This is a genomic window from Leptospira ainazelensis, from assembly GCF_016918785.1.
In the GTDB taxonomy this organism is placed as follows: domain Bacteria; phylum Spirochaetota; class Leptospiria; order Leptospirales; family Leptospiraceae; genus Leptospira; species Leptospira ainazelensis.
This window is the reverse complement of record NZ_JAFFPT010000055.1, coordinates 17,927-43,400: the sequence shown is the minus strand read 5'-3', so window position 1 is coordinate 43,400 and position 25,474 is coordinate 17,927. Positions and strand designations below refer to the sequence as shown.

General features: G+C 43.7%; 31 protein-coding genes and 1 pseudogene. 13 read left to right on the top strand and 19 right to left on the bottom strand.

Annotation, left to right across the window (positions count from 1 at the left end; genetic code table 11):
- Window positions 1-103 precede the first annotated feature (103 nt).
- Complete coding sequence (locus tag JWG44_RS12985) at window positions 104-451, bottom strand: DoxX family protein (protein ID WP_205275386.1); 348 nt, start codon at window positions 449-451, stop codon at window positions 104-106.
- Window positions 452-582: 131 nt separating this feature from the next.
- On the opposite strand from JWG44_RS12985, the gene JWG44_RS12980 reads away from it, so the two are divergent.
- The 3 genes from JWG44_RS12980 to JWG44_RS12970 all read left to right on the top strand — a co-directional run bounded on the left by JWG44_RS12980 (window position 583) and on the right by JWG44_RS12970 (window position 3,109).
- Window positions 583-1,029 (top strand): GNAT family N-acetyltransferase, encoded by a 447-nt coding sequence (locus JWG44_RS12980; protein WP_205275385.1) that lies wholly within the window; start codon window positions 583-585, stop codon window positions 1,027-1,029.
- A gap of 240 nt (window positions 1,030-1,269) precedes the next feature.
- Window positions 1,270-2,301 (top strand): glycoside hydrolase xylanase, encoded by a 1,032-nt coding sequence (locus JWG44_RS12975; protein ID WP_205275384.1) that lies wholly within the window; start codon window positions 1,270-1,272, stop codon window positions 2,299-2,301.
- Between the two features lie 64 nt (window positions 2,302-2,365).
- Window positions 2,366-3,109 (top strand): LIC_13076 family protein, encoded by a 744-nt coding sequence (locus tag JWG44_RS12970; protein WP_205275383.1) that lies wholly within the window; start codon window positions 2,366-2,368, stop codon window positions 3,107-3,109.
- Between the two features lie 266 nt (window positions 3,110-3,375).
- Here the strand turns inward: JWG44_RS12970 and ispF are convergent, their stop codons facing one another.
- The 4 genes from ispF to JWG44_RS12950 all read right to left on the bottom strand — a co-directional run bounded on the left by ispF (window position 3,376) and on the right by JWG44_RS12950 (window position 6,698).
- A complete protein-coding gene (gene ispF, locus JWG44_RS12965; RefSeq protein ID WP_205275382.1) occupies window positions 3,376-3,867 on the bottom strand; it encodes a 2-C-methyl-D-erythritol 2,4-cyclodiphosphate synthase in 492 nt (163 codons plus the stop codon).
- Window positions 3,868-3,917: 50 nt separating this feature from the next.
- Complete coding sequence (locus JWG44_RS12960) at window positions 3,918-5,030, bottom strand: tetratricopeptide repeat protein (protein ID WP_205275381.1); 1,113 nt, start codon at window positions 5,028-5,030, stop codon at window positions 3,918-3,920.
- Window positions 5,031-5,220: 190 nt separating this feature from the next.
- Complete coding sequence (gene nadA, locus JWG44_RS12955) at window positions 5,221-6,195, bottom strand: quinolinate synthase NadA (protein ID WP_205275380.1); 975 nt, start codon at window positions 6,193-6,195, stop codon at window positions 5,221-5,223.
- The gene (locus tag JWG44_RS12950; RefSeq protein WP_205275379.1) at window positions 6,192-6,698 is read right to left on the bottom strand and encodes a hypothetical protein; all 507 of its coding nucleotides are present in this window, start codon (window positions 6,696-6,698) and stop codon (window positions 6,192-6,194) included. The genes nadA and JWG44_RS12950 overlap by 4 nt, the downstream gene beginning before the upstream one ends.
- Window positions 6,699-6,880: 182 nt before the next feature.
- On the opposite strand from JWG44_RS12950, the gene JWG44_RS12945 reads away from it, so the two are divergent.
- Both JWG44_RS12945 and lep read left to right on the top strand, forming a co-directional pair.
- On the top strand, window positions 6,881-7,948 hold the full coding sequence (locus JWG44_RS12945) for a lipoprotein LipL41 (RefSeq protein ID WP_205275378.1): 1,068 nt from the start codon (window positions 6,881-6,883) through the stop codon (window positions 7,946-7,948).
- Window positions 7,926-8,308: pseudogene (lep, locus tag JWG44_RS12940) on the top strand (LipL41-expression chaperone Lep). Before JWG44_RS12945 ends, lep begins: the two are co-directional and overlap by 23 nt.
- A 295-nt stretch (window positions 8,309-8,603) precedes the next feature.
- On the opposite strand, the gene ftsZ reads toward lep, so the two are convergent.
- The 3 genes from ftsZ to JWG44_RS12925 are packed head-to-tail and all read right to left on the bottom strand — an operon-like array spanning window position 8,604 to window position 11,809.
- A complete protein-coding gene (gene ftsZ / locus JWG44_RS12935; protein ID WP_205275377.1) occupies window positions 8,604-9,806 on the bottom strand; it encodes a cell division protein FtsZ in 1,203 nt (400 codons plus the stop codon).
- A gap of 25 nt (window positions 9,807-9,831) precedes the next feature.
- Entirely contained in the window at window positions 9,832-11,061 is a 1,230-nt protein-coding gene (gene ftsA, locus JWG44_RS12930; protein WP_205275376.1) for a cell division protein FtsA, read from the bottom strand.
- Window position 11,062: 1 nt separating this feature from the next.
- Complete coding sequence (locus tag JWG44_RS12925; RefSeq protein ID WP_205275375.1) at window positions 11,063-11,809, bottom strand: cell division protein FtsQ/DivIB; 747 nt, start codon at window positions 11,807-11,809, stop codon at window positions 11,063-11,065.
- Window positions 11,810-12,134: 325 nt separating this feature from the next.
- On the opposite strand from JWG44_RS12925, the gene JWG44_RS12920 reads away from it, so the two are divergent.
- Window positions 12,135-12,935, top strand: coding sequence for an MlaD family protein (locus JWG44_RS12920; RefSeq protein WP_205275374.1), 801 nt, complete (start codon window positions 12,135-12,137; stop codon window positions 12,933-12,935).
- A gap of 233 nt (window positions 12,936-13,168) precedes the next feature.
- On the opposite strand, the gene JWG44_RS12915 is transcribed toward JWG44_RS12920, so the two are convergent.
- The gene (locus JWG44_RS12915; RefSeq protein WP_205275373.1) at window positions 13,169-13,342 is read right to left on the bottom strand and encodes a hypothetical protein; all 174 of its coding nucleotides are present in this window, start codon (window positions 13,340-13,342) and stop codon (window positions 13,169-13,171) included.
- Between the two features lie 30 nt (window positions 13,343-13,372).
- Window positions 13,373-13,495, bottom strand: coding sequence for a hypothetical protein (locus JWG44_RS22475; RefSeq protein ID WP_269752209.1), 123 nt, complete (start codon window positions 13,493-13,495; stop codon window positions 13,373-13,375).
- 157 nt (window positions 13,496-13,652) lie between these two features.
- Here JWG44_RS22475 and JWG44_RS12910 point away from each other — a divergent pair, with 157 nt between their 5' ends.
- From JWG44_RS12910 to kdsB, 6 genes are read left to right on the top strand one after another with little or no spacing between them, the layout of a single operon-like run.
- Window positions 13,653-14,762 (top strand): glycosyltransferase, encoded by a 1,110-nt coding sequence (locus JWG44_RS12910; protein WP_205275372.1) that lies wholly within the window; start codon window positions 13,653-13,655, stop codon window positions 14,760-14,762.
- A complete protein-coding gene (locus JWG44_RS12905; RefSeq protein ID WP_069608486.1) occupies window positions 14,759-14,983 on the top strand; it encodes a flagellar FlbD family protein in 225 nt (74 codons plus the stop codon). The genes JWG44_RS12910 and JWG44_RS12905 overlap by 4 nt, the downstream gene beginning before the upstream one ends.
- A 6-nt stretch (window positions 14,984-14,989) precedes the next feature.
- Window positions 14,990-15,772, top strand: a complete 783-nt coding sequence (locus JWG44_RS12900; protein ID WP_205275371.1) for a motility protein A — start codon at window positions 14,990-14,992, stop codon at window positions 15,770-15,772.
- 15 nt (window positions 15,773-15,787) lie between these two features.
- Complete coding sequence (gene motB / locus JWG44_RS12895) at window positions 15,788-16,615, top strand: flagellar motor protein MotB (RefSeq protein ID WP_205275370.1); 828 nt, start codon at window positions 15,788-15,790, stop codon at window positions 16,613-16,615.
- 40 nt (window positions 16,616-16,655) lie between these two features.
- Window positions 16,656-17,180, top strand: coding sequence for a flagellar basal body-associated FliL family protein (locus JWG44_RS12890; RefSeq protein WP_010573664.1), 525 nt, complete (start codon window positions 16,656-16,658; stop codon window positions 17,178-17,180).
- A complete protein-coding gene (gene kdsB, locus JWG44_RS12885; protein ID WP_205275369.1) occupies window positions 17,180-17,920 on the top strand; it encodes a 3-deoxy-manno-octulosonate cytidylyltransferase in 741 nt (246 codons plus the stop codon). Before JWG44_RS12890 ends, kdsB begins: the two co-directional genes overlap by 1 nt.
- On the opposite strand, the gene JWG44_RS12880 is transcribed toward kdsB, so the two are convergent.
- The 5 genes from JWG44_RS12880 to JWG44_RS12860 form a co-directional block, all read right to left on the bottom strand.
- Window positions 17,913-18,251, bottom strand: coding sequence for an STAS domain-containing protein (locus JWG44_RS12880; protein WP_205275368.1), 339 nt, complete (start codon window positions 18,249-18,251; stop codon window positions 17,913-17,915). The two genes, kdsB and JWG44_RS12880, sit on opposite strands and share 8 nt — an antisense overlap.
- A 49-nt stretch (window positions 18,252-18,300) precedes the next feature.
- On the bottom strand, window positions 18,301-18,516 hold the full coding sequence (locus tag JWG44_RS12875; protein ID WP_205275367.1) for a hypothetical protein: 216 nt from the start codon (window positions 18,514-18,516) through the stop codon (window positions 18,301-18,303).
- A gap of 92 nt (window positions 18,517-18,608) precedes the next feature.
- Window positions 18,609-19,022 (bottom strand): c-type cytochrome, encoded by a 414-nt coding sequence (locus tag JWG44_RS12870; RefSeq protein WP_205275366.1) that lies wholly within the window; start codon window positions 19,020-19,022, stop codon window positions 18,609-18,611.
- A gap of 114 nt (window positions 19,023-19,136) precedes the next feature.
- Entirely contained in the window at window positions 19,137-19,493 is a 357-nt protein-coding gene (locus tag JWG44_RS12865) for a Zn-ribbon domain-containing OB-fold protein (protein WP_205275365.1), read from the bottom strand.
- A gap of 2 nt (window positions 19,494-19,495) precedes the next feature.
- Entirely contained in the window at window positions 19,496-20,656 is a 1,161-nt protein-coding gene (locus JWG44_RS12860; protein WP_205275456.1) for a thiolase domain-containing protein, read from the bottom strand.
- 301 nt (window positions 20,657-20,957) lie between these two features.
- On the opposite strand from JWG44_RS12860, the gene JWG44_RS12855 reads away from it, so the two are divergent.
- Complete coding sequence (locus tag JWG44_RS12855) at window positions 20,958-22,016, top strand: helix-turn-helix domain-containing protein (RefSeq protein ID WP_205275364.1); 1,059 nt, start codon at window positions 20,958-20,960, stop codon at window positions 22,014-22,016.
- 9 nt (window positions 22,017-22,025) lie between these two features.
- Here the strand turns inward: JWG44_RS12855 and JWG44_RS12850 are convergent, their stop codons facing one another.
- From JWG44_RS12850 to JWG44_RS12835, 4 genes are all read right to left on the bottom strand, one after another.
- Window positions 22,026-22,730, bottom strand: a complete 705-nt coding sequence (locus JWG44_RS12850) for a class I SAM-dependent methyltransferase (protein WP_205275363.1) — start codon at window positions 22,728-22,730, stop codon at window positions 22,026-22,028.
- 71 nt (window positions 22,731-22,801) lie between these two features.
- Window positions 22,802-23,857, bottom strand: a complete 1,056-nt coding sequence (locus tag JWG44_RS12845) for a hypothetical protein (RefSeq protein ID WP_205275362.1) — start codon at window positions 23,855-23,857, stop codon at window positions 22,802-22,804.
- 16 nt (window positions 23,858-23,873) lie between these two features.
- On the bottom strand, window positions 23,874-24,698 hold the full coding sequence (locus JWG44_RS12840) for a sterol desaturase family protein (RefSeq protein ID WP_205275361.1): 825 nt from the start codon (window positions 24,696-24,698) through the stop codon (window positions 23,874-23,876).
- A gap of 135 nt (window positions 24,699-24,833) precedes the next feature.
- Window positions 24,834-25,403: a class I SAM-dependent methyltransferase gene (locus JWG44_RS12835; RefSeq protein ID WP_205275360.1), complete on the bottom strand. Its 570-nt coding sequence runs from the start codon at window positions 25,401-25,403 to the stop codon at window positions 24,834-24,836.
- Window positions 25,404-25,474: the final 71 nt, after the last annotated feature.

The following is a 25,474-nucleotide window of genomic DNA, read 5'->3' as shown; positions in this document are numbered from 1 at the left end:
TCTCCCTAAATGTTACGGTTCTCGGATCGAAAAGAGGAAGTGTGTTTTTGAAAGGAAAAACTAAAAAAGCGGAGTGAAAACCCCGCTTTTTTAAAAAAAGAACTCAGTCTTTTGTGGAACCGGCGATCAAAAGGGCCGCGCCCAACAAGGAAAGGTCTTTGAGAAAGGCTACGGTGGACATTTGATTTCCGGCAGCCGCGCCCGGAAGATGAACCAAAACGATAAAAATTCCGAGAAGAACCGCAAGAAGAATTGTCGCGAGATGAGTTTTGATTCCCGTAATGATGGAAACCGAAGCCGCGATCAGAGCCAAGCCGATAAGATAAACCCAGATTACCGGAAACGGAATATAAGACGGAACCATCCCGGACATAGCCGGAGCGGAAAGGAAATGGAACAATCCGAAAATCGCAAAGGGAACCGCGTATACGATTTTACCTATTTTTTTCATACGAACTCCTTAATTCTTAAGATTCCTAAGAAGAATTCAATCTTCTTGAATATGATAAGGTCTGAATCTTAATTGAACATTGGACTCCCGCAATCAGAATTTGACGGTAAAATCAAAATGGTTTCAATCTTTTGGAAGTAAAAAAGCTCGATAAATCGGATTTGAACTGGCTCGTCTTGATTGAAAACTCCTGTTTTGGAACTCAAGCCTGGACCGAAGAGATGATTCTTTCTCACTTTGTGGAATCGGAAGGAATCGGAGTCAAGGATCAGGGTTATGTGTTTTACAAACTCATTGGAGATGAGATCGAAATTTATAAAGTTGCGGTTCATCCTTCCCACCAAAGAGAAGGTAAGGCAAAAGGAATGTTGGAATCCTTGCTCGGCTCTCAGAAGGATAAAACTTTTTTTTTAGAGGTCGGTTCTAACAATCTTCCTGCGATCGGTCTTTATATTTCTTGCGGATTTCAAAGAATTCATATAAGAAAACACTACTATACCGACGGTTCGGACGCCCTCATTTTCAAAAAACCTCCTGCGGACGATTTGGAAAATTTCAGTTTTGACGTTCCGAGTTAGACTAACACTCGTACCGACTTCGGTTTGACGTTTCTGTTAAGCGACCAAATTCGATTTTATAAAGAATAGAATACTACTCGAACGAGTGAGATTCTTTCCCTCAAACCGGGATTCAAACGAAGTCCAAAGCCCTTTCCCGGGAATAAAAGCATTTTTTTATACACTTTCCGATCTTCTTTTTGAAATTTGGATGCAAGATTCGATTTCTGAGTTACACTCTTTCTATTGGAAAATTATAATATGAGAAGATTTAGTTGCATACTCTTTTTGATTTTGGTAAGTAGTTTTTCTACAAACTGTTTTTTAAATCCTCTTTCTCAATTTGTTACCGAATCGATTTTCCCAACCAAGGAAAATTGTCCGGATTGTACAGAACAACAGTTCGTCGCTTTGGCCGCGGTGATAAAACCGAACGCCGATGGAATCCAAGGATTTGCATTCGATCTATCGGCTTCTTTTTCAGCATTCTGCGCGGCTGGAATCTGCGCCGGAGGGATTACGGAAGCGCAGCCGAATTCCACGGTGACCATCACCGTTCCCAACGGAACAAATATAACCACACTAAAACCTACCTTTCGAATTCCCGAAAATTCTTCTCTGGAAGTGGACGGAGTTAAACAATCTTCCGGAACATCGGTCCAGGATTTTACGAATCCCTTGATCTACAAATTTACCGATGAAAAAGGCGCCACTCAAAACTATACGGTTACCGTTAAACAGGCGTTATCCGGAGATCGTTTAAACGGAACGGTTCTTTTAGGAATGTTACTTTGGACGAAGTGTTCCTACGGTCAGATTTGGAGACCGGGTTTTAACGACTGTCAAGGGAAAGGAAGCACGGAGGATAATTACGGAGCAAACACCGATATCGTTTTTTGCGATACTGACGATGGCGCCTGTGATGCTTACGGGAAGGCGGCGTTTCAAAATGCTTGTTATGAGATGCAAGCGACATTATCGCCTCCTGATATACCTACGAGTGTAATGCGGCCGGGTTCCTTCGACGACTTAAACCTTCTGACTTCTTGTAGTCCTTATTCAAAGGGGCCTTATTGCGGAACGGGGACCCAATGCCCGGGAAATACGGGTTCGACGATCAACGTTGATTTATTTCCGCAAACGGTCAACGGATACTACTGGACGTTTACACCGAGCGGATGTTCGACTTCGACGATGCAAGTAATTCAATTCGGCGGCATAAGCAACACGACGACACATACTAAAAGCAGCAAAGGAAAAGCGATTCGTTGTATGTATAATCTTGCTTCCTGATATTTTTTGGCTTATCGAATTGCAAAAATTAAAGTATTATTTTTTATTCAAGGTCGTTTTTTAAATGAAAGTTACATTCTATATTCTAATCCCGCTTTACTTAGTTGTCCTTTTTGCGAACTGTAAGATCGATCAGAGATACAGCGAAGACAAAAATCATCGAACAATTTTGGCGTCCGCGGATGCGACGTGTAAAGTCGCAGCCGTAGAACCGCTTTACTCTTTTTTGTTCGGTTTGCTTCCGGTCTTTCGGAAAGCCGAACCCAACCTTCCGGCGGGTCAAACTTTGAGAATTACGGAAGTTACAAACTGGAAAGACTACGCCGTCACTCTGGTCGGAGGTTGGGCTATCACTCTTGTGAGAAGAACGAGGACAATAGAATTTTGCGAAGAGAACTTATTCGCAAACAGTTGGAATCCTGAAAAACAATCCGTGGATCAGACTCTTTATCAATTAGCCGCTTCCGGAAAGGTTTCTCTATATCTGAAATCCGGCGAGTTTTTGTCCCAAGTAAAAATTCTTGCGTTTGATGAAAGTTCAATCGATGTCGAAGCCTTGTTCCCCGATCCTAACGGAGGTTTTACGGACCGAGCGATTTTGAGAGACGGTTCCAGCATCGATGGAAGACAGCTTGGACAAGACGACAAAGAAGTTTTGATGGAGAATCTGGACGGCAAAAAGATCACCATTCAAAAATCGAATCTGCACAAGATTGATATGCGGGTTCCAAAAACGATCAGAGAAAAGAAAAATTTTTTGAAGGCCGACATTTCTAAAATCGCGTTTGAAGATTCTTTGAAAAAATAACCTTCCGTCTTCTGTGGTGAATCAAAGATACGATTTGCAAACGGAAGTCAACCGTTGATTTGACATTCATTTGGATACTATGAGTCGAAAAGGCTTTTTGGGATATTCGGTTTATTGAATGTGTTGCGAAAGGAAACGGTAATTTACTGCATTCTTCATAGAATCCGATACGAGGCGATTTGATTTTTTGCAACGGAAGCTCGCGAAAGAAAGTCGAGCTTCGAAGCGATGCCTTTGCGGAACCGAAATATCGAAGAATGTTTCCATTAGACTTTATTCTTCTTTCCGAGAAGAATCGTACAGAAAGTTCCCAGCCCCTCTTGTCGACCCAGCGCTCCCATTTTTTCGGTCGTAGTCGCTTTGACGGAAACACAATCCATAGGAAGGGATAAAAGATTACTTAAGGATTTTGTAATTCTTTCTTTGAGAGGAGCGATCTTCGGTCTTTCTCCGATCACAGTACAGTCCAAATTGACAAGTTCGAAATTTCTTTCCCTCATAAGTTCCAAACACTTGGAGAGAATGATCTTGCTATCGATGTTTTTTATCTTCGGATCGGTGTCCGGGAAATACTGTCCGATATCGCCGAGGGCCAAGGCTCCCAAGATCGCATCGGAAATCGAGTGGAGAATGATATCGGCATCCGAGTGGCCCACGAGTGCGAACTCCGATTCACATTCGATTCCTCCCAGAACGAGGGGACGCTCCCGATTGATTTCTAATTTGTGAAAATCGATTCCATTTCCGATTCGATACATTAGTATATTCCTAAATTATAATATTCTTTATCTGTGAATTAATGGCATACCTATTTTGTATCGATTCGATTCAAAAAAACGTCCACTATATTTTGTTTCCATCGCAGTTCTTTTCGGAGATAGCTCTCATTGGCGAGATTTTGATGGAGTTCGATCGATTTTTTTTTATTCCGTTTCGCTTCGTTCCGTTCCGAAAAATGAAAATTACAAATCGATAAACCGGCGTATGTTTCCCCCAAAAGAAAAGGTTCCGAAGGATTCAACTCGATTGACCGTAGGAAATATTTTTTTGCCGAAGTGTAATCTCCTTTTTGAAGATGGAGATATCCGAGATTGTTGACCGGATAAGCAAACGTAGGATTTAATTCGACCGCTTTTTGAAAATGAGAAAGCGCTTTTTCCGTCTGACCGTCGTTATAGTAACTGATCGCAAGATTATTCCAAAGATCCGGATATTCAGGATCGATTTTTAATGCGGCTTCGTAATAACGAATTGCGGATCGAAAGTTTCCGCCTGAATCATACAAATACCCTATAGATAGATAAGCGAATGAATATTCCGGATCACTTTCGATCGCTTTTTTAAAAAGGTGAATCGCTTCGGTAGGTTTTCCGAGATAAAAATGGATCCATCCTGAAGTAATGTCGGCCGTCGCGGAGGAGGAGACTAAAAACGTTTCCGGAAACTCCGCCGGATTCATCCAATTTTTTTCCAAGTTTTTTTTAGCGGTTGCATTTTGGAGTAGGATGTAATTCTTTTCCGCAATTTTGTAATTTGGATTTTCGGCTTTTGAAAAATCGAAGTAACGCAGTGCGTTTTCGTAATCTCCGAGATAAAAGTAACACGCACCGATATTGTTGAAAATCTCGTATTTATAAGGTGCGTCCCCGAGAAGATTCAAAAATTGTTCTAGGGCGTTTTTGTATTCTTTCAATTGCAAGAATGAATGTGCGCGCAGATAGTTTAAGGCTAAATTCTCGGATCGATTCAGTCGAGTCGTTCGATTTGCGAGCATCAACGCAACGCTGTAATTTTTCAGTTTGTATTGTGTTAGAACTTCGTTTAACGAAATTTCACGATCGGAGTTGTCGTCCGGAGTCGCAAATAAGATGGTTCCGAATAAAAAGAGCAGAATCAAAAGAGGATTTTGTTTTCCAAGCATATAAGACAATCCTTGAGTTTTGGGCGCTAATTTCGAAACACTACGAGTTCTTTCCGATTCTATACATCTTGAATATTCCAAAATCATAATTCTTTTTTCGTATGTCGAAATTTCCGTTTGCCTAAGCGCGGATTTTGAAACACGAAAGAATTGTTATCCGAGGATGAACGTCCGCTCTTCAAAGAAGAAATCACTTCTTAAAAGAAAGATCCAACATCCTTTGGACGGACATTCTTCCCTTTTCGATCACTTCCGGATCCAGATGAATCTCAAACTGATCATAAAGAAGCGCGTCTCTGATTTTTTCCAAAGTGATCCTTTTCATGTGAGGACAAACCTGACAAGTGGAAACGAAATGTCTGTCCGGAAACTCGGAGCGAAGATTGTCTCCCATCGAACATTCCGTAATCAGAAAGATGTCCTTCGCGCCTGATTTACGAATAAACTCGCTCATCTGAGAAGTGGAACCCGAATAATCGGAATGGTCCACAACTTCGGTTTTACATTCCGGGTGAGAGATTACGGTAACTCCCGGAAACTGTCTTCTCGTAAGCTCGATGTCTTCCGCAGAATACATCTCATGAACCATACAACTTCCCGGATGTGTGATGATCTTTTTTTTCGTCAGGTTTTGAACGTTCGCCGCCAAATATTGATCGGGTAAAAAAATGACCGTATCGCTTTCCAGAGATTCCACCACCTGAAGGGCGTTGGCGGAAGTACAGCAGATATCCGTTTCCGCTTTTACGTCCGCCGTACAGTTTACATAAGTGACCACGGGAACCCCGGGATATTTTTTCTTAAGATCGATCACGTCCTGTCTTGTAATACTTTCCGCGAGCGAACAACCGGCTTTGAGATCCGCGATGAGAACCTTTTTTTGCGGGGACATAAGTTTTGCGGTTTCCGCCATAAAGTGGACGCCGTTAAAAAGAATGACGTCCGCGGAAGTGTCGGCCGCAACCTTACTCAGATAAAGAGAATCTCCGGTAATATCGGAAACTCCATGAAAGACGTCCGGAGTCATGTAGTTGTGTCCGAGAAGAACCGCATTCTTATCTTTTTTTAATTTCTGAATTTCTTGGATCAGAGGAAGTTTTGCTTCCACTTCGTGATCCATATAAGTGTTCTTGAGGGCTTTTGTGATTTCGTCGAGGGTTTTCATAAATAGGGCCAATAGGTTGTTGTGGTGGAAATTCCTCTTAACTTTGGAAAAGCGGGATCGACCCCCGTGTTACAATTAGACTGGCATTGTCTCCAAAGATTCCCGCTATTTGAGGAACCGGAGCGTTTTGCATTTTCAAAATCTTTTTCGGTCTCAAAGGCACAAGTTGTGCTGCCGGAAACGTAGTTTAGATAGAATGTAGAATTGCACTTGCTCCAGCAGCGTAGGAGTTCCCCCAGCGTATTTCTGTTTTGCAGATTGGCCGGTTGAATTCCATTTTGAAATCGATCCAATTCCGAGCCGGAACATTTTTCACTGATGACAACGGGAGTTTTGAGACAAAGATTCCCTTGAGTATAGTAATCAACGCACGAGGGATCGGATCCGGAAGCGAGGAGCCAGCTTATAAGTTGTTGGTCTTTTGAGTCGGATTCTTTCTTCGATGCAAAACATCCGGTCGCTAAAAAGATACAAAGTAGAATAAAAATGGATCGTTTGTGCACAGCAAAATCCGTTCTCTTTCACTTTCCCTTAAGAGAAGTCTTGCTACAATCAAAAAAAATAGGATCCGAATCGGCCCGGACTCAAATTGCAAACCTGTATTCTAAAATATATTGACACGATTTATTTCGAGTTTTAAATGAGCCCTTATCCCCAAAATCAAACAGGATTGGTATTACTTTCCATGAGAAAATTATCTTCTCTAATTTCTGTGTTAGTTCTCCTTATGTTCTTAGGAAATTGCGCAGATACAGTCGATGTAGAATATCCGGTATTCCCGAAAGATAAAGAGGGCCGTGCCCTTCAGAAATTCCTCGGAACCATTCGTAACGTAGGATTAGCAGTCGAACCTCCAAAGAAAAGCCTTTGGGAAGCGATCTTCGGAGAAGGTTCTAGCTTTATCGATCAAATGCCGGCAAAAGTTTTCGAAGCATTCGACAAAGAATCTTATTACAAACTGATCGACCTCAGCAAACGTGCGGACGTTCTCAACGAAGCGACTCTTTCTCTTACTGGTATCACTAAGTCCAGAGCAAAGATCGGAAATCTTCTCGGTGCGGAAGCGATTCTTTACATCGGATATCAAAAACCTTACACTGAGTGCGGTAGCGAAAACAAAATCGATATGGTAGCTGCAGGAATGAAGGTTGCCGGTTTCGCGGCTTCTATGGCGACTGGAAAAGAAGTGAACACCGGAAACGATCCTGTTTCTAAACCGACAGGCGTTCGTTACATGTTGATTCCTCTCGACGCTACTCTGATCAAAGTGGAGACTGGAGAAGTTAAAAAAGCGGTTGTTTCTAATCCTGCGAAAATCTTCAACAGCGTTGGAAACTTAGCATGTCCTTCCATTTTGGATTCTTTTGGACAAGGTTTGGACGAAGCTGCAGCTTATATCAAGAGCAGACTTTCTCCGATCGTTAAGACTGAAAAAATCGAAATTTTCGTAAAAGACGAAGATGAAGAAGTAAAAGAACTTCTTACTGAAGGTTACGAAGAAATCCAAGGTGAAACTCCAAGTTTCAAAAAAGCAAAAGAAGCATGGGAAAAAGCCGATAAAAAAGCGAAGGGTCAGTCTTGGGGAGCGAAAGCGAACCTGGGAACTTATTACTTCTCAACCGGTGATTTCGAAAAAGCGATTAAACTCTACGAAGAAGCTATGAAGATCAACGGAGCTAAAAAAAGCTACCTGAGAGAACTTAGAAAGAGAGTAGAAGCTACTTTCGCAGTTGACGAAAGCAACGCAAAGTAATCGATTCCATTGAAATCGATTGATTGTATGAAAAGCGGGCGCAAGTCCGCTTTTCTTATTTCTATATTCTCATTTTGTTTTCTCTTTTTTGGAGATTGCAGAAAAATTCCGACCGAAGAAGAATGCGTCGAAAATCAGATGCACAACGTAAAGCTGCTCGCTCAGGCTTCCGAAACGGAAATTCCAACGGGAATGAGACAGTTGATGCTGAAGCAGATTCTCCAACCGGATATGTCGAGAGCCATTGTTTTGCGTTGTATGTCGGATAAAACTTTGAAACAGGTTCAGTGTGAACTTGGGAAGGAAAAGTTTTTGGATTTGAAGGAATGCAAACAATTCGGGAAGGGAGAAGAAGAGTAGGAACTCCTTCTTTTTACTTCGATCGACAAAGTTAAACTTTTCTAAAAAAAGTCGAGGACGGACTTAAAGACCGAATTCGTTCGAATACGGGAAAGACGATTCTCGAAAAATAAAACAAAGAATGGCCCGATCGTTTCGGGTCTTTTTTTTCTGTCCGAGTGAACGAATCATCGAAAGATTTTTGCAAAAAGTAGGAACTCCTTTCGATCTGAAATTAAGGCCGAGATCCAAATAGAAAGTGCGGGAACTCCGCACCTTTTTACTTCAAAATTCGGACTTGGGATCTACAAGGTTGTCAAGGTCCGGTATTGTTTCTTCGAAGATAGGCTGGAATATCGTAGTCTTCCGGCTTGGGCGCGTTAGACGAACGAAGTCGAAGCGAACCTGGAGTCGGTCGAAGCGATTCTCCTGGGTCTTCTTGTAGGAACTCCTTTCTTTCGCTCGGAGATTCCATACCGACCGCCTTTCTCTGAAAACCGTAGTTCTCCTGAACTCTTGTATTGAGGTCCTGGTTTTGAATCAGTTTTCCGGAAGGATTTCGTTTGCTAAAACCGGTCGCGATCACTGTGACCCGAATTTTGTTCGTGAGACTTTCGTCTTCGTGAAGACCGATGATGATGTTTGCGTTCGGATCCACTTGAGAAGTGATGATTCCCGAAACCTCGTTCCAATCGGAGATCGTAAGATCTTTTCCGCCCGAAACGTTGATAAGAAGCGACGAAGCGCCTGCGATCGAAGTGGAATCTAACAACGAATTGTTGATCGCGAATTCCACGGCCTCTTTCACCTTTCCTTCTCCGCTTCCTTCACCGACTCCCATCACGGCGTCGCCCGTATCTCTCATGATCGTTTTTACATCCGCAAAGTCCACGTTGATCAGACCGGGGTTGTTGATGATATCGCTGATCCCTCTTACGGCGTTGAGAAGAATATCGTCTATCACCTGAAAGGCGAGATCGATCGGAGTCGATTTATCCACAACTCGAAAGATAGAATCATTGTTGATCAGAAGGAGTGTGTCCACGTGTGCTCGGAGTTGTTCGATCCCTTTACGGGCGAGTTCCATTCTTCTTCTTCCTTCAAATGAAAAGGGAAGAGTAACCACTCCAACCACGAGACATTTCATTTCTTTTGCGATCTTTGCGATCACCGGAGCCGCGCCGGTTCCGGTTCCCCCGCCCATTCCTGCGGTGATAAAGACCATGTCGGCTCCTCTTACTGCGGATTGGATTCTTTCCTTATCTTCTTCCGCGGCTTTGTAGCCGAGTTCGGGATCGCCGCCGGCTCCCATTCCGCGGGTGATCTTGGTTCCTAAGATGATTTTATTTTCGACTGGAGAACGGAGTAATACCTGTTCGTCCGTGTTTAGAATCGCGAACTCGACCCCTTTGAGTGTGGAATTGGACATCCGCGTGACTGCGTTCATTCCGCCTCCGCCGACTCCGAATACTTTAATGACTGCGGGACTTGTTTTTGTCTCTTCTTCAAAACGGATCATCGTATTTTCCTCTTTAGAGGACGGGTCAAAGATTCTCTTCGATCCATCTTCTGATTTTTTTCGTCCAACCTTCCGATCGGTCCACGGATTTCTGATCCATGTCCGTCATTCTATCCGCGTATTTGATCATTCCGATTACGGTGGAAAATTCGGGTGAGGACGCTTTTTCAGCAAGTCCGCTGATCCCGCCCGGACGCGCTCTGGATGCCGTTAGACGAAATACGTCTTCGGCGAGAGTGTCGATTCCTTCGAGAAGACTTCCTCCTCCCGTGAGAATCACTCCTCCCGCAAGAAGTCCTTTTTTACCGGACTTCACGAGCTCCTTATCCACCATCTCGAAAATTTCCCTCATTCGGGGTTCTATGATTGCTACCAATTCTTCTCTGAGAACCTGTCTCGCGGGTCTTCCGCTGATCGGAGGGATTTCGATCGATTCGGTAGGATCGATCTCGGAAAGAACGGTATGTCCGTATCTTTTTTTGAGAAGTTCGGCGGTTTCCAAAGTTGTTTTCAGACCGATCGAAATATCGCTCGTGACGTTGATTCCTCCAAAAGGAATCACGGAAGAATAGGAAATTCCTCCGTCCACGTAGATGATAAGATCGCAGATTCCCGCGCCGATATCGAGGACGGCGGTGCCGAGATCTTTTTCTCCCGAGGTCAAAACGGCTTCGGAAGACGCGAGGCTGGAAAGGATCATCACCTCGCAGTGAAGTCCGGAAGATTCAATACACTTTTCTAAATTATGAATTGCTGTTATACCCGCGGTGACGATATGAACTTCCGCTTCCAAGCGAACGCCCGTCATTCCGATCGGATCTCGGATACTCGTCTGATCGTCCACCGAAAATTCTTTGGAAAGAACGTGAAGAATTTGCTGATCCGCTGGAACTCGAATCGCCTGCGCGGCTTCGATCACGCGAACTACATCGGGTTCGGCTACGGTTCGATCGCGGTTTGTGATCGCTACAACTCCTTTGGAATTGTCCGCTTTGACGGTTTTACCAGTGATGTTGACCGCGACCGACGTGATTTCTTGCCCGGACATGAGTTCCGCTTCGCTTACGGCTTCGATGATCGAACGGGTTGTGGATTCTATATTGATGATCGACCCATTCTTAACACCCGAAGAAGGATAGGCTCCGGTTCCTATGATTTCCACTTCGTATTCGGAGATGGGTCGGGCTACGACTACTTTTGTCAGAGAAGTCCCGAGGTCCAAGGCGGCGATGATTCTATCTCTTGGTTCCAACATATCAGTGGTAGACTGCGTCTTCTCCTCTGATATCTACGAGTTCGGATTGAATTTTATCTTTTTCGAAATAGGCTAAGATGGCATAGAGTTTGCGGATTTGGTCCTTGTGAAGAAGGGTTCCGATTTGAATTCTCAATTGAATCGGTTCGTCGGCGAAAAAAAAGATTTCTCCGTCCTCTTGCAGAAGAACCTCCGAGATTCTTGGCTTTAGGGCCGGATACATTCTAAAAGCCTGTTCTACGGAATTATAAAGGTCTCGAAAGCTCGCGTCTTGGATAAAGCCGTTTTTGACGGGAAAATTTCCGGAAAGAACGCAGAGATCCTTTTCTCGAACGTCGTCTTTGGAAAGAACCCTGAGTTCGGAGTCGATCTCAAAGAGATGTCCGTCCGAGTTTACAATAAAGGATGCTTTTCTCTCGTTGAGTTCGATGAGGAGTTGGTCTTCCGACTTTTTTGTGATACGGGCAGAATTCACTCTCGGATACCTGGAGAGTTTTTTTTCCAGAAGATCCAAGTCCAGAGTATCAAAGGAGGTTCCGGGTTGAATTTCAAGCATTCTGACGATTTCTTCCGTTTTGAGCTTTTCGTGCCCCGTTATGATTAACTTATTCAGTTCTCGGGGAATTCCTTGAAAACGAAATCCGAGAATCACCCCAATGCTCAAAATACAGAGAAGAAGAGCTAAGAGGAGAATGTTTCTCCTTTTCTGCACGAATTCTTTTAGAAAGTCAATCAGATTATGTCTCATCGTTACATCTTGGGGTAAATTTCTTCTCTGATTCCAATATCGGGAATTTCTTTCTAAAGTACAGCTTGTTTTTGATGGGGAGTTCCCGCATTCTTTCGAAGTACAAAGGGATCGCGATTCTTGGGAAGAGTTTGGTGTTGGAAATCGAGGAGTTCCCACATTCTTTGAGAATACAAAGAGATTGCGATCCAAGAGAAAAATCGTAAAATTCGAGCATTGTCCCGAATTCAGGAACTCTTGAGATATTGATATTTTTTCAAAAAAAGAATTCCTTCTTGGAAAGCAAAGAATTGAATACCGATCTTATAAATATCCGAGTTCATTTATGAATCTTTCAAAACCTACAGCGGTTCTTACGGGCGTTATTTTCTTTTTAGGATTCTCCTTGGGGATGTATATTGCCGTGATCGAAAAGGCCGGAAGTATAGACGATTATCCCTACACGATGAAGATCTATTACCCTCGTCTGGAAGGAATTCATCCCGGAGCGCCGGTTCGAATTCTCGGAGTGGAGAGAGGAATCGTCCGAAGTCTGGATGTTGTTCCGATCGACGAAGTGGGGGACCAGAGATTTTTGAACAAGGATCAGACAAAGGCGATCGAGATCGTGATCCGTCTCAAGGAACCGATCACTCTTTGGGACAACTATAAGATTACGTTTCAGACGAATACGATTCTTTCCGGAAGAACGATCGACATCGATCCGGGTTCTTCTGAGAAAGAAGATACCACATTCTTCCAACCCACTTATCTCGAAGAGGAACAGCGAGCTCCCGACTTTCTTCCTTCTGCGGACTATTTCGAAGATTTTTTTGCGGCTTCGACGGGAGTGATTCGCGAGAATCGTGAAGACATTCGCGCTTCTTTTACGAATCTTTATGAGATTTCGGAAAAACTCAAATCCAATCGTGGAACCATTCCAAGGATGATTCATTCTCCGGAAACTTACGATAATCTTTTGGAACTTCTTACCGACGCGAGAATTTTTGGGAACGACGCTCGGCGTTATTCGGAAGGTTATCGCAAATTGGAACGTTCCGCTCCGACGCCTTTTACTATCAATTTGTATCGGAGAACTACTCTGATCGGAAGCGTCGGGAACGACTATTATTTTGGTAAACTCTGAAGGTTTTCTTTTTTCTTGGAACGTTCTTATAATTTTTTCTCAACACGTTGAGAAGATAGAATTCTTGAATTTTCCAATGTTCCGAACTTTAAATCCGCAGCGACTGATTTCAGTAATTTATTTTATTTTGAAACGGCAAAAATTGGTTCTTAGATGGATTTTTTTTAAGAGATTCTTCCGATCTTATAGTCCTTTGGGAAACATAGGAGATCCTACTTTTTCCAAATCACGACTCAGCTTTGAACTTCGAACATAGGAGATCCTACTTTTTCCCAAATCACGAACCAGCTTTGAACTTCGAATATAGGAGATCCTACTTTTTTCCAAATCACGATCCAGCTCTGAACTTCGAACTTAGGAGATCCTACTTTTTTCCAAATCACGAACCAGCTCTGAACTTCGAACATAGGAGATCCTACTTTTTTCCAAATCACGACTCAGCTCTGAACTTCGAACATAGGAGATCCTACTTTTTTCCAAATCACGATCCAGCTCTGAACTTCGAACATAGGAGATCCTACTTTTTTCCAAACCACGATCCAGCTCTGAACTTCGAACATAGGAGATCCTACTTTTTCCAAATCACGAACCAGCTTTGAACTTCGAACATAGGAGATCCTACTTTTTTCCAAATCACGATCCAGCTCTGAATCTTAAAACTTAGGAGTTCCCACATTCTCACAACAGAGAAACCCAAAATCTGCCGATAAGACCAATATGAAAGTTGCAATCATCCATGACTGGCTCAACGGAATGCGCGGAGGAGAATTGGTCCTCGATTCTCTCTTCAAAATTTATCCTACCGCCGATCTTTTTACTCTATTCTACACACCCGGAAAGTTGAATCCTCGGATCGAACAAAGAAAAATCACGACTGCGTTTACAAACAATCTTCCCTTTAAGGATTCCAAATATCGCTGGTATCTCCCTCTTTTCCCGACCGCGATCGAATCCTTGGATTTGAAAGGTTACGATCTCGTCATTTCTTCTTCCCACTGCGTCGCCAAGGGAGTGATCACGGATCCGGACTCGCTTCATTTTAGCTATGTCCATTCTCCGATGCGTTACGTCTGGGATCTCTACTACGATTACTTTCCATCTCGTAAAGGATTGAAATTTTTCGCCTTCGAACTCATCTCCAATTATCTCAGAACCTGGGACGCGGCCTCCTCTTCGCGGGTGGATTCTTTCTGGTCCAATTCCGAGTTCGTAGCAAGAAGAATCCAAAAATTCTACCGTAGAGAATCAAAGGTCATCTTTCCACCTTGTCTTCCGGAAAAATGGAAAGTTGTCTCCGAAAAGAAGGACGATTTCTATCTCATCGTCTCAGCCTTCGCGCCTTACAAAAGAATCGATCTCGCGATCGAGGCGTTTCGTAAGAATGGAAAGAGGCTCGTCCTCATCGGAGGAGGGCAGGAGTTTAAAAAACTGACTTCTCATCTTCCGAAAAATATCGAAGTCCTTCCGCATCTCAAAAGGGAAGAAGTTATAGAATATTACAAAAAGGCAAAAGCCTTTATCTTTCCGGGAATGGAAGATTTCGGGATCGCTCCGGTCGAGGCCCAAGCCCACCAAACCCCGGTGATCGCCTTTGGAAAAGGAGGCGCGATCGAAACCGTAGTATCCGGTAAGACGGGAGTTTTTTTCCAGGAACAAACCGTGGAATCCCTCAACGAGGCGATCGAACGATCCGATCAAATACCGTGGAAAACCTCCGATTTTCAGAAGAATGTAAGCCGCTTTACAGAGGAAAAATTCATTATCGAAATCAAGAAGCAGGTCGAGACTAGAATGAGAACTCCGAGGAAAAAGGGAAAATTACTTTGATTCTACTCCATAGACTAAAAGGGGACGAATTCGTGCTCAACGCATCTCATATCGAATGCCTGGAAGCCAATCCGGATACGACGATCACCCTTTCGAACGATAGAAAGTTTGTGGTAAAGGAATCCATTCCCGAAGTCATCGAAAAAATTTTAGAATATAAGAAACGGATTCTTGTATTTCCTCTGGGTTCTTCTCCGGACCAGTTCAAAAGGGTGGAATAAAAAATTATGGATTTTGGAACAGTAGTTGGTTTAGGATCGGCGGTTGTCCTGATGATCTTCGGGATCATCTCGGCAGGTTTAAGTCCATTAGACCTTTTTGATATTCCTTCCGTACTGATTACGTTCGGCGGTGCAACCGCAGGAACCATCATGGCGGTCCCTTGGGAATCGACTCTCGCAGTCGGAAAAGTCACTCAAAAGGTTTTTAGAACCGAAAAACACGACCTTATCGAATTGATCAAAACGTTAGTCTCCTTTTCCGAAAAAGCCAGAAGAGAAGGTCTCCTCGCATTGGAGGACGACGTGAACGAACTTCCCGACGAATTCTTAAGAAAAGGAATTACTCTCGTCGTGGATGGAACGGATCCCGAACTCGTCCGTAACATTATGGAAACCGAAATGGGAAACATCGCCGCGCGCCATAACAACGGTAAGGCTTGGTGGGAAAACTGGGGAGCCTTGGCGCCGGCCTTCGGGATGATCGGAACCCTGATCGGACTCGTTCAGATGTTAAAGAACCTCGGTTCGGGCGACCCTTCCGCGATCGGAACCGGGATGGCGGCCGCCTTGATCACGACACTTTACGGATCGATGGGCGCGAACATGTTTGCGATTCCGGTAATGAAAAAGCTCATGCGCAAATCCGAAGACGAACTTACGATTAAACAGATTATGATCGAAGGAACTCTTTCCATTCAGTCCGGGGATAACCCGAGGATCGTAAAAGATAAGCTGTCTTCGTTTCTTCCACCTTCGGAAAGGGACGTTCTCAAGGACGACAGCGAGTAAACTCGGGCTTTTATTATGGCAAAAGCAAAATGTCCGGAATGTATTCAGAATATCCCCGAGTATATGCTTACATACGGGGACATGGTAACGCTTCTTCTTTGTTTCTTCATCATGCTCTACACGACGGGTAAAACAAACGCAATCGAGATGCAGATCATTCTTTCCGCATTCAAAACGACGACCGGCTTTTTCGACGGAGGTCAGACCCTTTCCAAAGGAAAGCTCGAAGAGATGGGAATGAACATTGAAAGCCTTCCTTCTCAGACAACCGGGAAGACGCTTTCGAAATCCAAAAAACTCGCGACCGAACTTTTCAAACCGGAAGTGGAAGCGGGCAAGGTAAAGATCACGGAAGACGAAAGAGGTCTGATCATCTCTTTAGTCAGCGCGGATTATTTCAATCCGGGTTCTGCGGTCCTTACCGATTCGATCAAGATCGCTTTAAAAAAAGCGAGTTCTTTGATCAAAGAACTCGATCGTTTTGTGCGGGTAGAAGGACATTCGGATGCGGACGCGGTCAATCCGGGAGTCGCACCCGGAAAAGAAGAAAGGGCCTATATCAACAACTGGGATTTGGCCGGAGCGAGAGCGATCAACGCGACGGACTATATCATCAACGTGGAGAAATTGGATCCTTCCTGGTTCCAAGCGGTGAGTTTTGGGGCCTTTAGACCCTTGGTTGTGGAATATTCCGGAACACCGGAAGCAAAGGCATACAATCGAAGAATCGATATCGTAATCATGACAGACAAGTCTACCAAGAGAAGTCCATACGAAACCAATTTCGGACTTCCAAAAACTAAAATTCCCGGTTCCGAGTCGTCCACACCAGGCAACGAGTAATCGGAAGAGCGACTAACGTTAAAATTCAGGAGGCAAACCAATGGGTGATGCGGAAATAGACGAGGAAGAAGGCGGGCTACCCGCCGCCGAAGGCGGCGGCGGAACATCGCCCATAATCAAATGGCTTCTTTACGTAGCCGGGGCAATATTTGGAATTATCATCGTAGCCATCATAGCAATGGTAGTCGCGAAACAAACCGCGACCAGCACATTCAAACAGATGAAGAACGTGGCGTTGGTAAAACCGCCTCCGCCGTTAGCGAACTATAATTTTACGGAAGAATTTCGGATCAATACTTCGGACAAAGGAGAAGCTCACTTCGTAAAAATGAAGTTGGCATTCGGGATCGCAAAAGAAGATCAAACCTTGTCCGCGGAACTTGCGGAAAGAAACGCGCAGATGCGGGATTTGATCAACCTGATCGTGGGAAGAAAATCCAAAGACGAATTGATCAATATCGAAGATCAGTTGGATCTTCGGGAAGAGATCAAGGCTCAGGTGAATCACATTCTTACGGAAGGAAAGATCCAGGAAGTTTACTTTACTGAATTTATCGTCAACTGATGAGAAAAATTCTCGGGGTTATACCGGCGCGTTATGCGAGCTCTCGGTTTCCGGGAAAGCCGCTCGCAAAGATAGGCGATAAGACCATGATTGAGTGGACGTATCGGAATGCCTCCCGGTCTTCCACTCTTTCGGAGTTGGTAGTCGCAACCGACGACGAACGGATTCACGAAGTTGTAATCGGTTTTGGGGGAAAGAGCGTTCTTACGAGTCCGGGTCATCCTTCGGGAACAGATCGAATCATCGAAGTCGCCGAACAGTTTCCTGATTTTCCGGTCATCGTAAACATTCAAGGAGACGAACCCGGGATCGAACCCGAACTCATCGACGGAGTCGCAAGTATGAAAGCCTCTCATCCGGAATGGACGATGAGCACCGCCGCAGTTCCGCTTTTGGATTCTTCTCATGGAACCGATCCCAATCGGGTCAAAGTTATTATAGATCACAACGGAAAGGCGATCTACTTTTCAAGGTCGCTTATACCGAGTCAGTTCAAAACAAAAGTCCCACTCTATCGCCATTTGGGAATTTACGGATACGATCGAGAATTCTTATTAAAATACAATTCACTCCCGAAAAGCAATTTGGAAGAATCCGAATCGTTGGAACAACTTAGGGCGATCGAAGCCGGTTACGGGATCGGAGTTTTTCTAACAAAGGAAGCGGGATTGTCTGTGGACACTCCAGAAGATCTGGAAATCGTAATCCGGGATTTTAAAAAGAAAGGTTGGGTTACTTAAGAGCTTCTTGAAGAGTGTTGTGGATTAAGACGAAATCGGTTAAACCGACGATGTCCATCACCTTTCGAAAGTGTTCGTTGAGACCCGCAAATTCGATTTTCCCTTTTGTCTCGGAAGCTCTCGTAATCAAGCTGATCAAAGTCGCGATTCCCGCCGAATTGATATACGAAGTTCCTTGAAAGTTCAAGATCACTCTGCTTCTTTTGTCTGCGGGAATGGATTCATACTTCCCTACGATTTCCTCGTCGGCTTCGGAAGTAATCTCTCCTTCAATGTGAATGATGGGAACGGATACGGTGAGATCTACGAAAATTTTGAAATCGTCGGACATAAGGAATCTTTCCACTAAAAACAGCTAAATTCTATTAAAGTCAATCGAATTACGCATAATTTCCGAGTTCGATCGCGGACAATTGGTCGAATTGTCTTCCGCATTTTTTACAAAAGAATTTTACTTCCTTCGGTTTGGACGAGATTCCAAAAAGAATCAAAAAAATTCCGAGTTTGGTATAAGTCTTTTTTTCTTGAGCGTTCGGAGAAGTTCTGCTGATTCCGCAATTTTCGCCGCAAGGAGGCAGCTGGTTGTTTGAGTTCACAAAAGTAGGTTCCTTTCGGGCTGTAAAAAATACCAGTCGAAAAACCGGAAGATGGGTCGGAAAATAGTCGCTTCCGACCCGAAAAGAAAATTTTAGTTTTGAGTCAGATAAACTACATATTTTGCAAGTAGTTTAATATTCTCATCCCCTAAGAATTTGTAAGCGACCATCGGACCGCCGGGAATTCCGTTGTTCAGAGTTTTCAAAACTCCCGCTTCGGTGTTTCCGTTTTTCCACTGTCCGGCGGGAGCCTTATAGTTGCGAGGTTTCGGATTCAGACTCGCCGCAGCAGCTCCGTCTCCGGCGCCTTTTTCACCATGACAGGAAGCGCAGTTTTGCAGAAAGATTTCCTGTCCTTTTTGAAGTTCCGGGCTGAGTGTGGAAGCTGTAGTTGCGGCAGGCGCAGGCGTTTCAGCGGGTTTCTCGGACTTATCTCCGCAGTTCAAAAAAAGAACCAGAGAGGTAAGAGCGACAACGATGGAAATGATCATATTTTTGGAGTTCATCGAAAATCACCTCTATTTGTGCAACCAGCTTATCTTGGGAGGAATTTTCACGATAGAATTTTTTTGTCAGGTTATTGTCACGGGACTTGATTTTTCTCAAGTCCCGATAACGGCTTAAGCCGGCGTGAAGATAAAACCGGTTCCGGATTCTTCTTTTAGGAATTGTACGGGAAGATCGATTTGAACGGATTCCGTCACGGGAACACCGGAAACTTCCCCTTCCAAAAGACCCATCGTCTTGATTCCTTCTTCCAACTCAACGACTGCCAAAACATAAGGCGCTCTTTTTGCGAGATGACCAAAACCTACGTGCACAACTGTGTAAGTATAAATCTTACCCTTTCCTGAAAATTGAATTTCGGAAGTCTCCGAACTTCCGCAATTCGTGCAGGCGACCGAAGGTTCCGTCATCCGAAAACCGCAGGAGTTGCATTTTTTCCCTTTCAAAATTTCTAATATAGTTTCCGACATTGTTAAACCCTCTGAAGAATATGAATACAACTGACCGCACCCGGACCGCCCAAAACGTGAGTCATCGCGGTTCTTGCGTTTGTTACCTGACGTTTATCGGCTTGGTCTCTGAGCTGAAAAGTCATCTCGACGATCTGACCGACTCCTGTGGCTCCAACCGGATGTCCTTTTGCCTTGAGTCCTCCGGAAGTGTTTACGGGAAGTTTGCCTCCGAGACGAGTATGTCCGTCCATCGTAAAGGCTCCGCCTTTTCCCTTCTCCACAAAACCAAGATCTTCGATGTTGATGATTTCGGTAATCGTAAAACAATCGTGACATTCCAAAACGTCGATGTCTTCTCTTTTTACCCCGGACATTTTGAAAGCTTCCGCGGCCGCTTGGATACTCGCGGGAAAACTGACTGAATCTTTTTTCAAAGCAACGTTGAAATAATCTCCTCCGATTCCGGAACCTTTGATCGCGATCGGATTTTTGCGGATCGATTTGGCTTTGTCTAAGGTTGTGATCACGATAGCCGCGCTTGCGTCCGTTACCAAGGAAACGTCGTGAAAACCGAAAGGAGTGGTGACCATTCTGGCTCTCATAATATTGTTAAACGAAATCTCTTTTTGTTTGTGAGCGAACGGATTGAGACTTCCGTGATAATAATTTTTTTCGGCGACTTTGGCGAGCATTTCCTTCGTCGTTCCGAATTCGTGCATGTGACGGGTCGCGTTGAGTGCAAAACCGGAAGGACCGGAGATACAATAACCCCCTTCTACGTCCGCGTCTTGTCCTCTCGCCACAATTTCCATCGTGGTTTCCGGATCGAGACCGTTCATCTTTTCCACGCCTAAAATCAAAACCGTATCATAGATTCCCGCGGCGACGGATAAGAATCCCTGACGGACGGCGATTCCTCCGGAAGCACAGGCTCCTTCCGTTCGGATCGCGGGTTTGTCGCCTAACCCAAGTAAGTTGGCTGCATAAGAACCCATCGTGTTTTGATGATTGAATTCGTTGCCGGCGTAATTGCCGACAAAAACGGCTTGGATTTCCTTTCGATCGATTCCCGAATCTAAGATCGCTCCGTTTCCGGCTTCGGTGACAAGATCTCTTAGGGTTCTATCCTTGTGGTTCCCGTGTTCCGTTTCATAAGCTCCGATGATCGCAACTTCCCTCATTGAAGATTCTCCCTGAATTGAATTTGAAGGTTTTAAGAATGTAGTGAACAAAAGTTCATTAAAATCCATCGATCCCTTCCAAGTTTTGGAAGAAGAATCCGGAAGTTTACGGAGAATGCACTTCTTTTTTTAGGCTAAAAGCCGTGAATCCAAAGTGATTTTTTTCGTAATACTCCTCTTATACTTTTTTATCTGTGATCCGTAGACTGGATTTTATACTTGATCGAAGACTCTTTTAAAAGAAAAGGGATTGTTGTCTCCGATGGATCGTGAATCCATTTGAATTCGATAGGGAAGGAAAATGTCCGATTTGGCAAATTTTATCTTGGTATTGAAAGCGATCACGGTCGCACAACTGGGTTTTCTGATTCTAAACTTCTTAATAAGAATCAAGATCACGTATCGGACCGCGCTCGGTAGTTTATTTTGTACAAGCCTGATCGCGTATTTTTTGTGTCCCGCGTTCGGTCATACCGAAGTAAATCCGTTCCTCTTCGTAGTCATACATATCGGATGTTACTCCGTATCGCTATTTTTTTATCTTTTTGTTTCCAGCCTGTTTGCGGACGGATTTCGATTCAGGGTTTGGCACGGAGTTTTATTTTTTACAATCAATCTTTTTAGTTTTTTTATATTCAATTTTTCGAATGTACGAAACGAAACTTCAGTAATAGCTAAAATTCTCTTTAGTATGCCCCAATTGGTTTATTTAGGGCTCATTCTGTTTGCGTTAGGCGGCGTTTTAAAGGATAAGAATGTGGATCTTTTGGAATCGAGACGGGAATTTCGAGTGATCTTTGCGGCCATAACCGGAATTTACGCCATTTCGGTAGTAATGGTGGAAGTGATCATAAAAAATTCGGAATATTCCATAGAATTGGATTTGGTGAATTCGGTTTTAATCACGTCGCTTGTTTTCTTTTTCTCCTTTAAACTTTTTGAGTTTAGAGAGAACACCTTTTTGGTTTCGGAACCGAAACAACAATCGGATGAAGAACCTTTGGATGAGAATCTACTCAAAACTCTGAATTCCCTTTTGGACATACAACGCATCTTTTTAAAAGAAAATCTCACGATCTTAAGTCTTGCCCGGCAGATGAACGTTCCCGAAAAGAAAATAAGAAAACTGATCAATCAAGGTTTGGGTTATCGCAACTTTAACGAGTTCTTAAATCACTATCGGATCCGGGAAGCAAAGACGATTTTGTCGGATCCTTCCAAAAACGAATTGCAGGTTTTGCGGATCGCGATGGATCTCGGTTACGGATCCTTGGCTCCGTTCAATCGAGCATTTAAGGAAATCGTAGGAATCACTCCTTCCGATTTCCGAAAACAAAATCTTTTGCAAAAAATTAACTAAATAAAACCATCAATTCCGTTTTTGTATCTGAAAAAGAAAGAAATTTTGAGTCGGTAAAAAATCGAAATTACCGATTTTTTCAAAGCCCGCTTCTTTCATTTCCTTTTCCAGGATTTCTCTTGGAGACCAATGATCCTTTGTTACAAAAATGCGAAGAACTCCGGTTAGATCGTCCTTATGATCGACGATTGCGATTCTTCCGCCGGGTTTTAGAAACTTTTTTAACTCTGAGAAATACGCGGAGCGATTCTCAACGTGATGATAGGTATTGCAGGAAAATATCAGATCCACTTTTTCCGGCAGATTTGCATTCTCAGAACTTCCAAGAACGATCCGAACATTCTCAGGTTTGTGATCGGAAAATTTTGTTTTAAGCTGTGAAACCAAATCCGGTTCCACTTCGATCGCAAATACGTTTCCAGTTTCGCCAACGGCCTTGGAAAGATATTTAGTAAAATATCCATTCCCCGCGCCTAAGTCAGCGACGGACTGCCCGGGTTTGATTTCCAGCGTCTCCACTACTTGTTCCGGCAGTTGCCATCCCGCTCTTGAGTAAATCTTAGAATACTGAAGTTTATTCATTCCGGCACAGGATATAGTGACCAAAGAAATTGTGATCGTAATAAAAACCCGTCCCAATACCGGGACAGAACCCCGTAATCTGATATTTGCCGTAACATAAGCTAAACTTTCTGTAAGATTTGTAAGTCTCATATTCATTCCTCAATTGGATTTTTAATCAATATATTGTAATTATTTAATATTCTTAAATAATTGTGTGTTGTTTATTTCTCTGCCGCAAGCAAGGCAAGTGCGGCGGTTTTTATGTCGATCTCCGGATCCTGAAAGTAGTGATCGAGTCCGATCTCCGTGATTACGATCCCATCGGGAATAATCGAATCGATCGTCAGTGTCAGACCGTCGTTTGGACCATAAGGTTTTAAAATCTTATAACGAGAGCGGATTTTATCACTCACCTGCGATTCCAACAAAACCCCTTGAAAATGAATCACTCGGATCGTTTTTGGAAAAGAATATTTCGCGGACTCTAACGGATCTTGTTTTCTTTGAAGATCGTTTACGAGCGCGGTCGATCTTCCGCGAAATCCCAAAAGAATTTTTGCAAACAAGATTTTCGGAAATTTCGCGAACTCATCCGCGAGCAAGGTTCCCCGATTGATTCCTCCGATATTGACCCAGGCGTGAATCCGGGCGGTTTCTTCCGAAGATGCTATTTCATTGAGATACGCGAGAACGTCCTGGCTTCCTTTCGATGCACTGACTAAAATTATTTTGCGTTTATCGGGATGAGTCGCCAAATATTTTCGAATGCTAAGCGCATTGTTTTTAGCGAGACCGAGTTCATCGGTTTCAATGAGAACGGATTCAATCCCTTGTTTATCAAACCACCGGCGTTGTCTGGCAAAATCAGCTCCCGTAGAAGTATCGAGACGATAAGCTAGCCCCGGAACAAAAAGAAATCGGAATTCACCGAGCCGGACGAGATCTCGTTTCGAGAGATCGGACGTTTTTAATCGTTCGGCGAAACTCCAATACAGTTTTTGCGATCTCTCCTGAAACGTGTTCGAGTAGATGGCCCTTAAAAGAAAAATCGTAGCGTAATCGGAAGAATATCGTTTTACCAAAGCGGAAAGTTCTTTGAGTGATGGAATTCTCAATCCCGCTTCCGATGACTGAAGTAGGTTTGCCGCCGCTTCGCTGTCTAACGCCAATTCTCTCTCCTTTCCGACGAGTATTCCTTGTGCGCGGTAGAATTTTTGAGTCCGCTGACAAAAGAGACTGAACAAAATCAGTATTCCGATGATCGCTACGTTGTGCATTTCGTTTAACAAAATTTTAATCGGCTAACGTTCTTGCTTCTTGAGAAAGATCGGCCGGTTCTCGTTCTGTTATATTCTTATATGTTTGTTCGTATTCCGGATGAACGGTTCCGAATATTTCATCCCAAATCGTAGAATAAAGTCCGAAGTTATATCGAAAGTATTGGTGGTGCATATCGTGATTCGTATTCGTATTGATATACTTTAGAATTCGATTGGATAGGATCCAACTCGGGAACATTTCATAACCGCTATGACCCAATACGTTTCTGACGATCTGGATTGTCATAAAGATCACGAGGGCAAACGTATGAACCGGGAATAAGGAGACTACGATCGGCATGATCATCGCATGTACGAGAGCTTCCCAGGGGCTAAACGAATACGCGGTCCAAGGAGAGGGAGTCGTAGAGTCGTGGTGAATCTTATGAAAGGTTTTGAAAAAAAGACGCGTATGCATCAGACGGTGAGTCCAGTAGAAGTAAAAGTCCTGGATCAAAAGAATGAGAAATACGCTCAAGAGAAGATAACCCCAACCGTAGTCTTCGATTCTATCGTAGAACTTAAAAAATCCGTATTCTTTAAGAATCAAGACGATCAAGGTAACGGTTGTATATACTACGACGGAAGAGACGGAGTATAAAAACTCTTTTCTAAACTGGGAAGGTTTTGCGGTTTTTGTTTGAATCTTCCTGTGTTGAAAAGGATGTTTCCAGATATAGAGCGTCGTAAAGGCGAGTCCGGCGAATACGAAGTATCTGAGAAAATCGATCAAAAAGATTTTCGGCGTGTGAGGGAGCAGCGCCGATACGGTTTGGAGAAAGTGGCATTGTTCGTTCATGGTTCATCCTTTAAGTCCGCGTTGAGTTGAGTCCGGACTTATGAACCTATTAGAACCTATTTTCCGATTCCGCTCTTATCGAATTCGGCAAAAGACTGATCAAAGCCGGATTCGATCGGTCTTTTTTAGTTCGTTTTATTTTTTTGCGAGGAAGCCGTAGTGATACGGCGGAAGATCGATCGGTTGAGCCGTTTCCATTTGGAACTTTGCTTCTTTGGCTCGGTTATAAATCTCTTCCGGTTTTGGACGAATTTCCATTTTGGGACCGCGGGGAGTTTTTGGATCGTAGTTCCAATGAACGAGCCCTGCATAACTTCCCGGTTTTAAAATTCTGTGAGCTTCTTTAAGGATCGCAATCGGATCTTCGTGGTGTAAAAGATTGAAGATCATTACGTAATCCACGGAATCGGGTGCGAGCGAGGTTCCTTCCGCAATGATGTCTTTTTCGATCGGAATGATATGGTCCAGACCGTCCCGTTTCGCTTTTTCCCGAAGATCTTTTACGAGATCACTTTCGATCTCGAAGGCGATGATTCGATTTTTATGATTTTTCGCCAAAGGGATCGTGAACGTTCCGTAACCGGACCCGAATTCCACAATCGTTCCGATATCGTTTAGCAAATTCATTCTTTCAAGAATCAAAGATACGTTAAAAAGGGTATCCCAATACTCGGCTTCCGGCATTCCGCTGTCTCTTACTTTCATGATTCTTATTTAAAAATTAGGATTGACAAAGTCAATCAAATATTCAAACATATATTTGAATATTTGAGGAA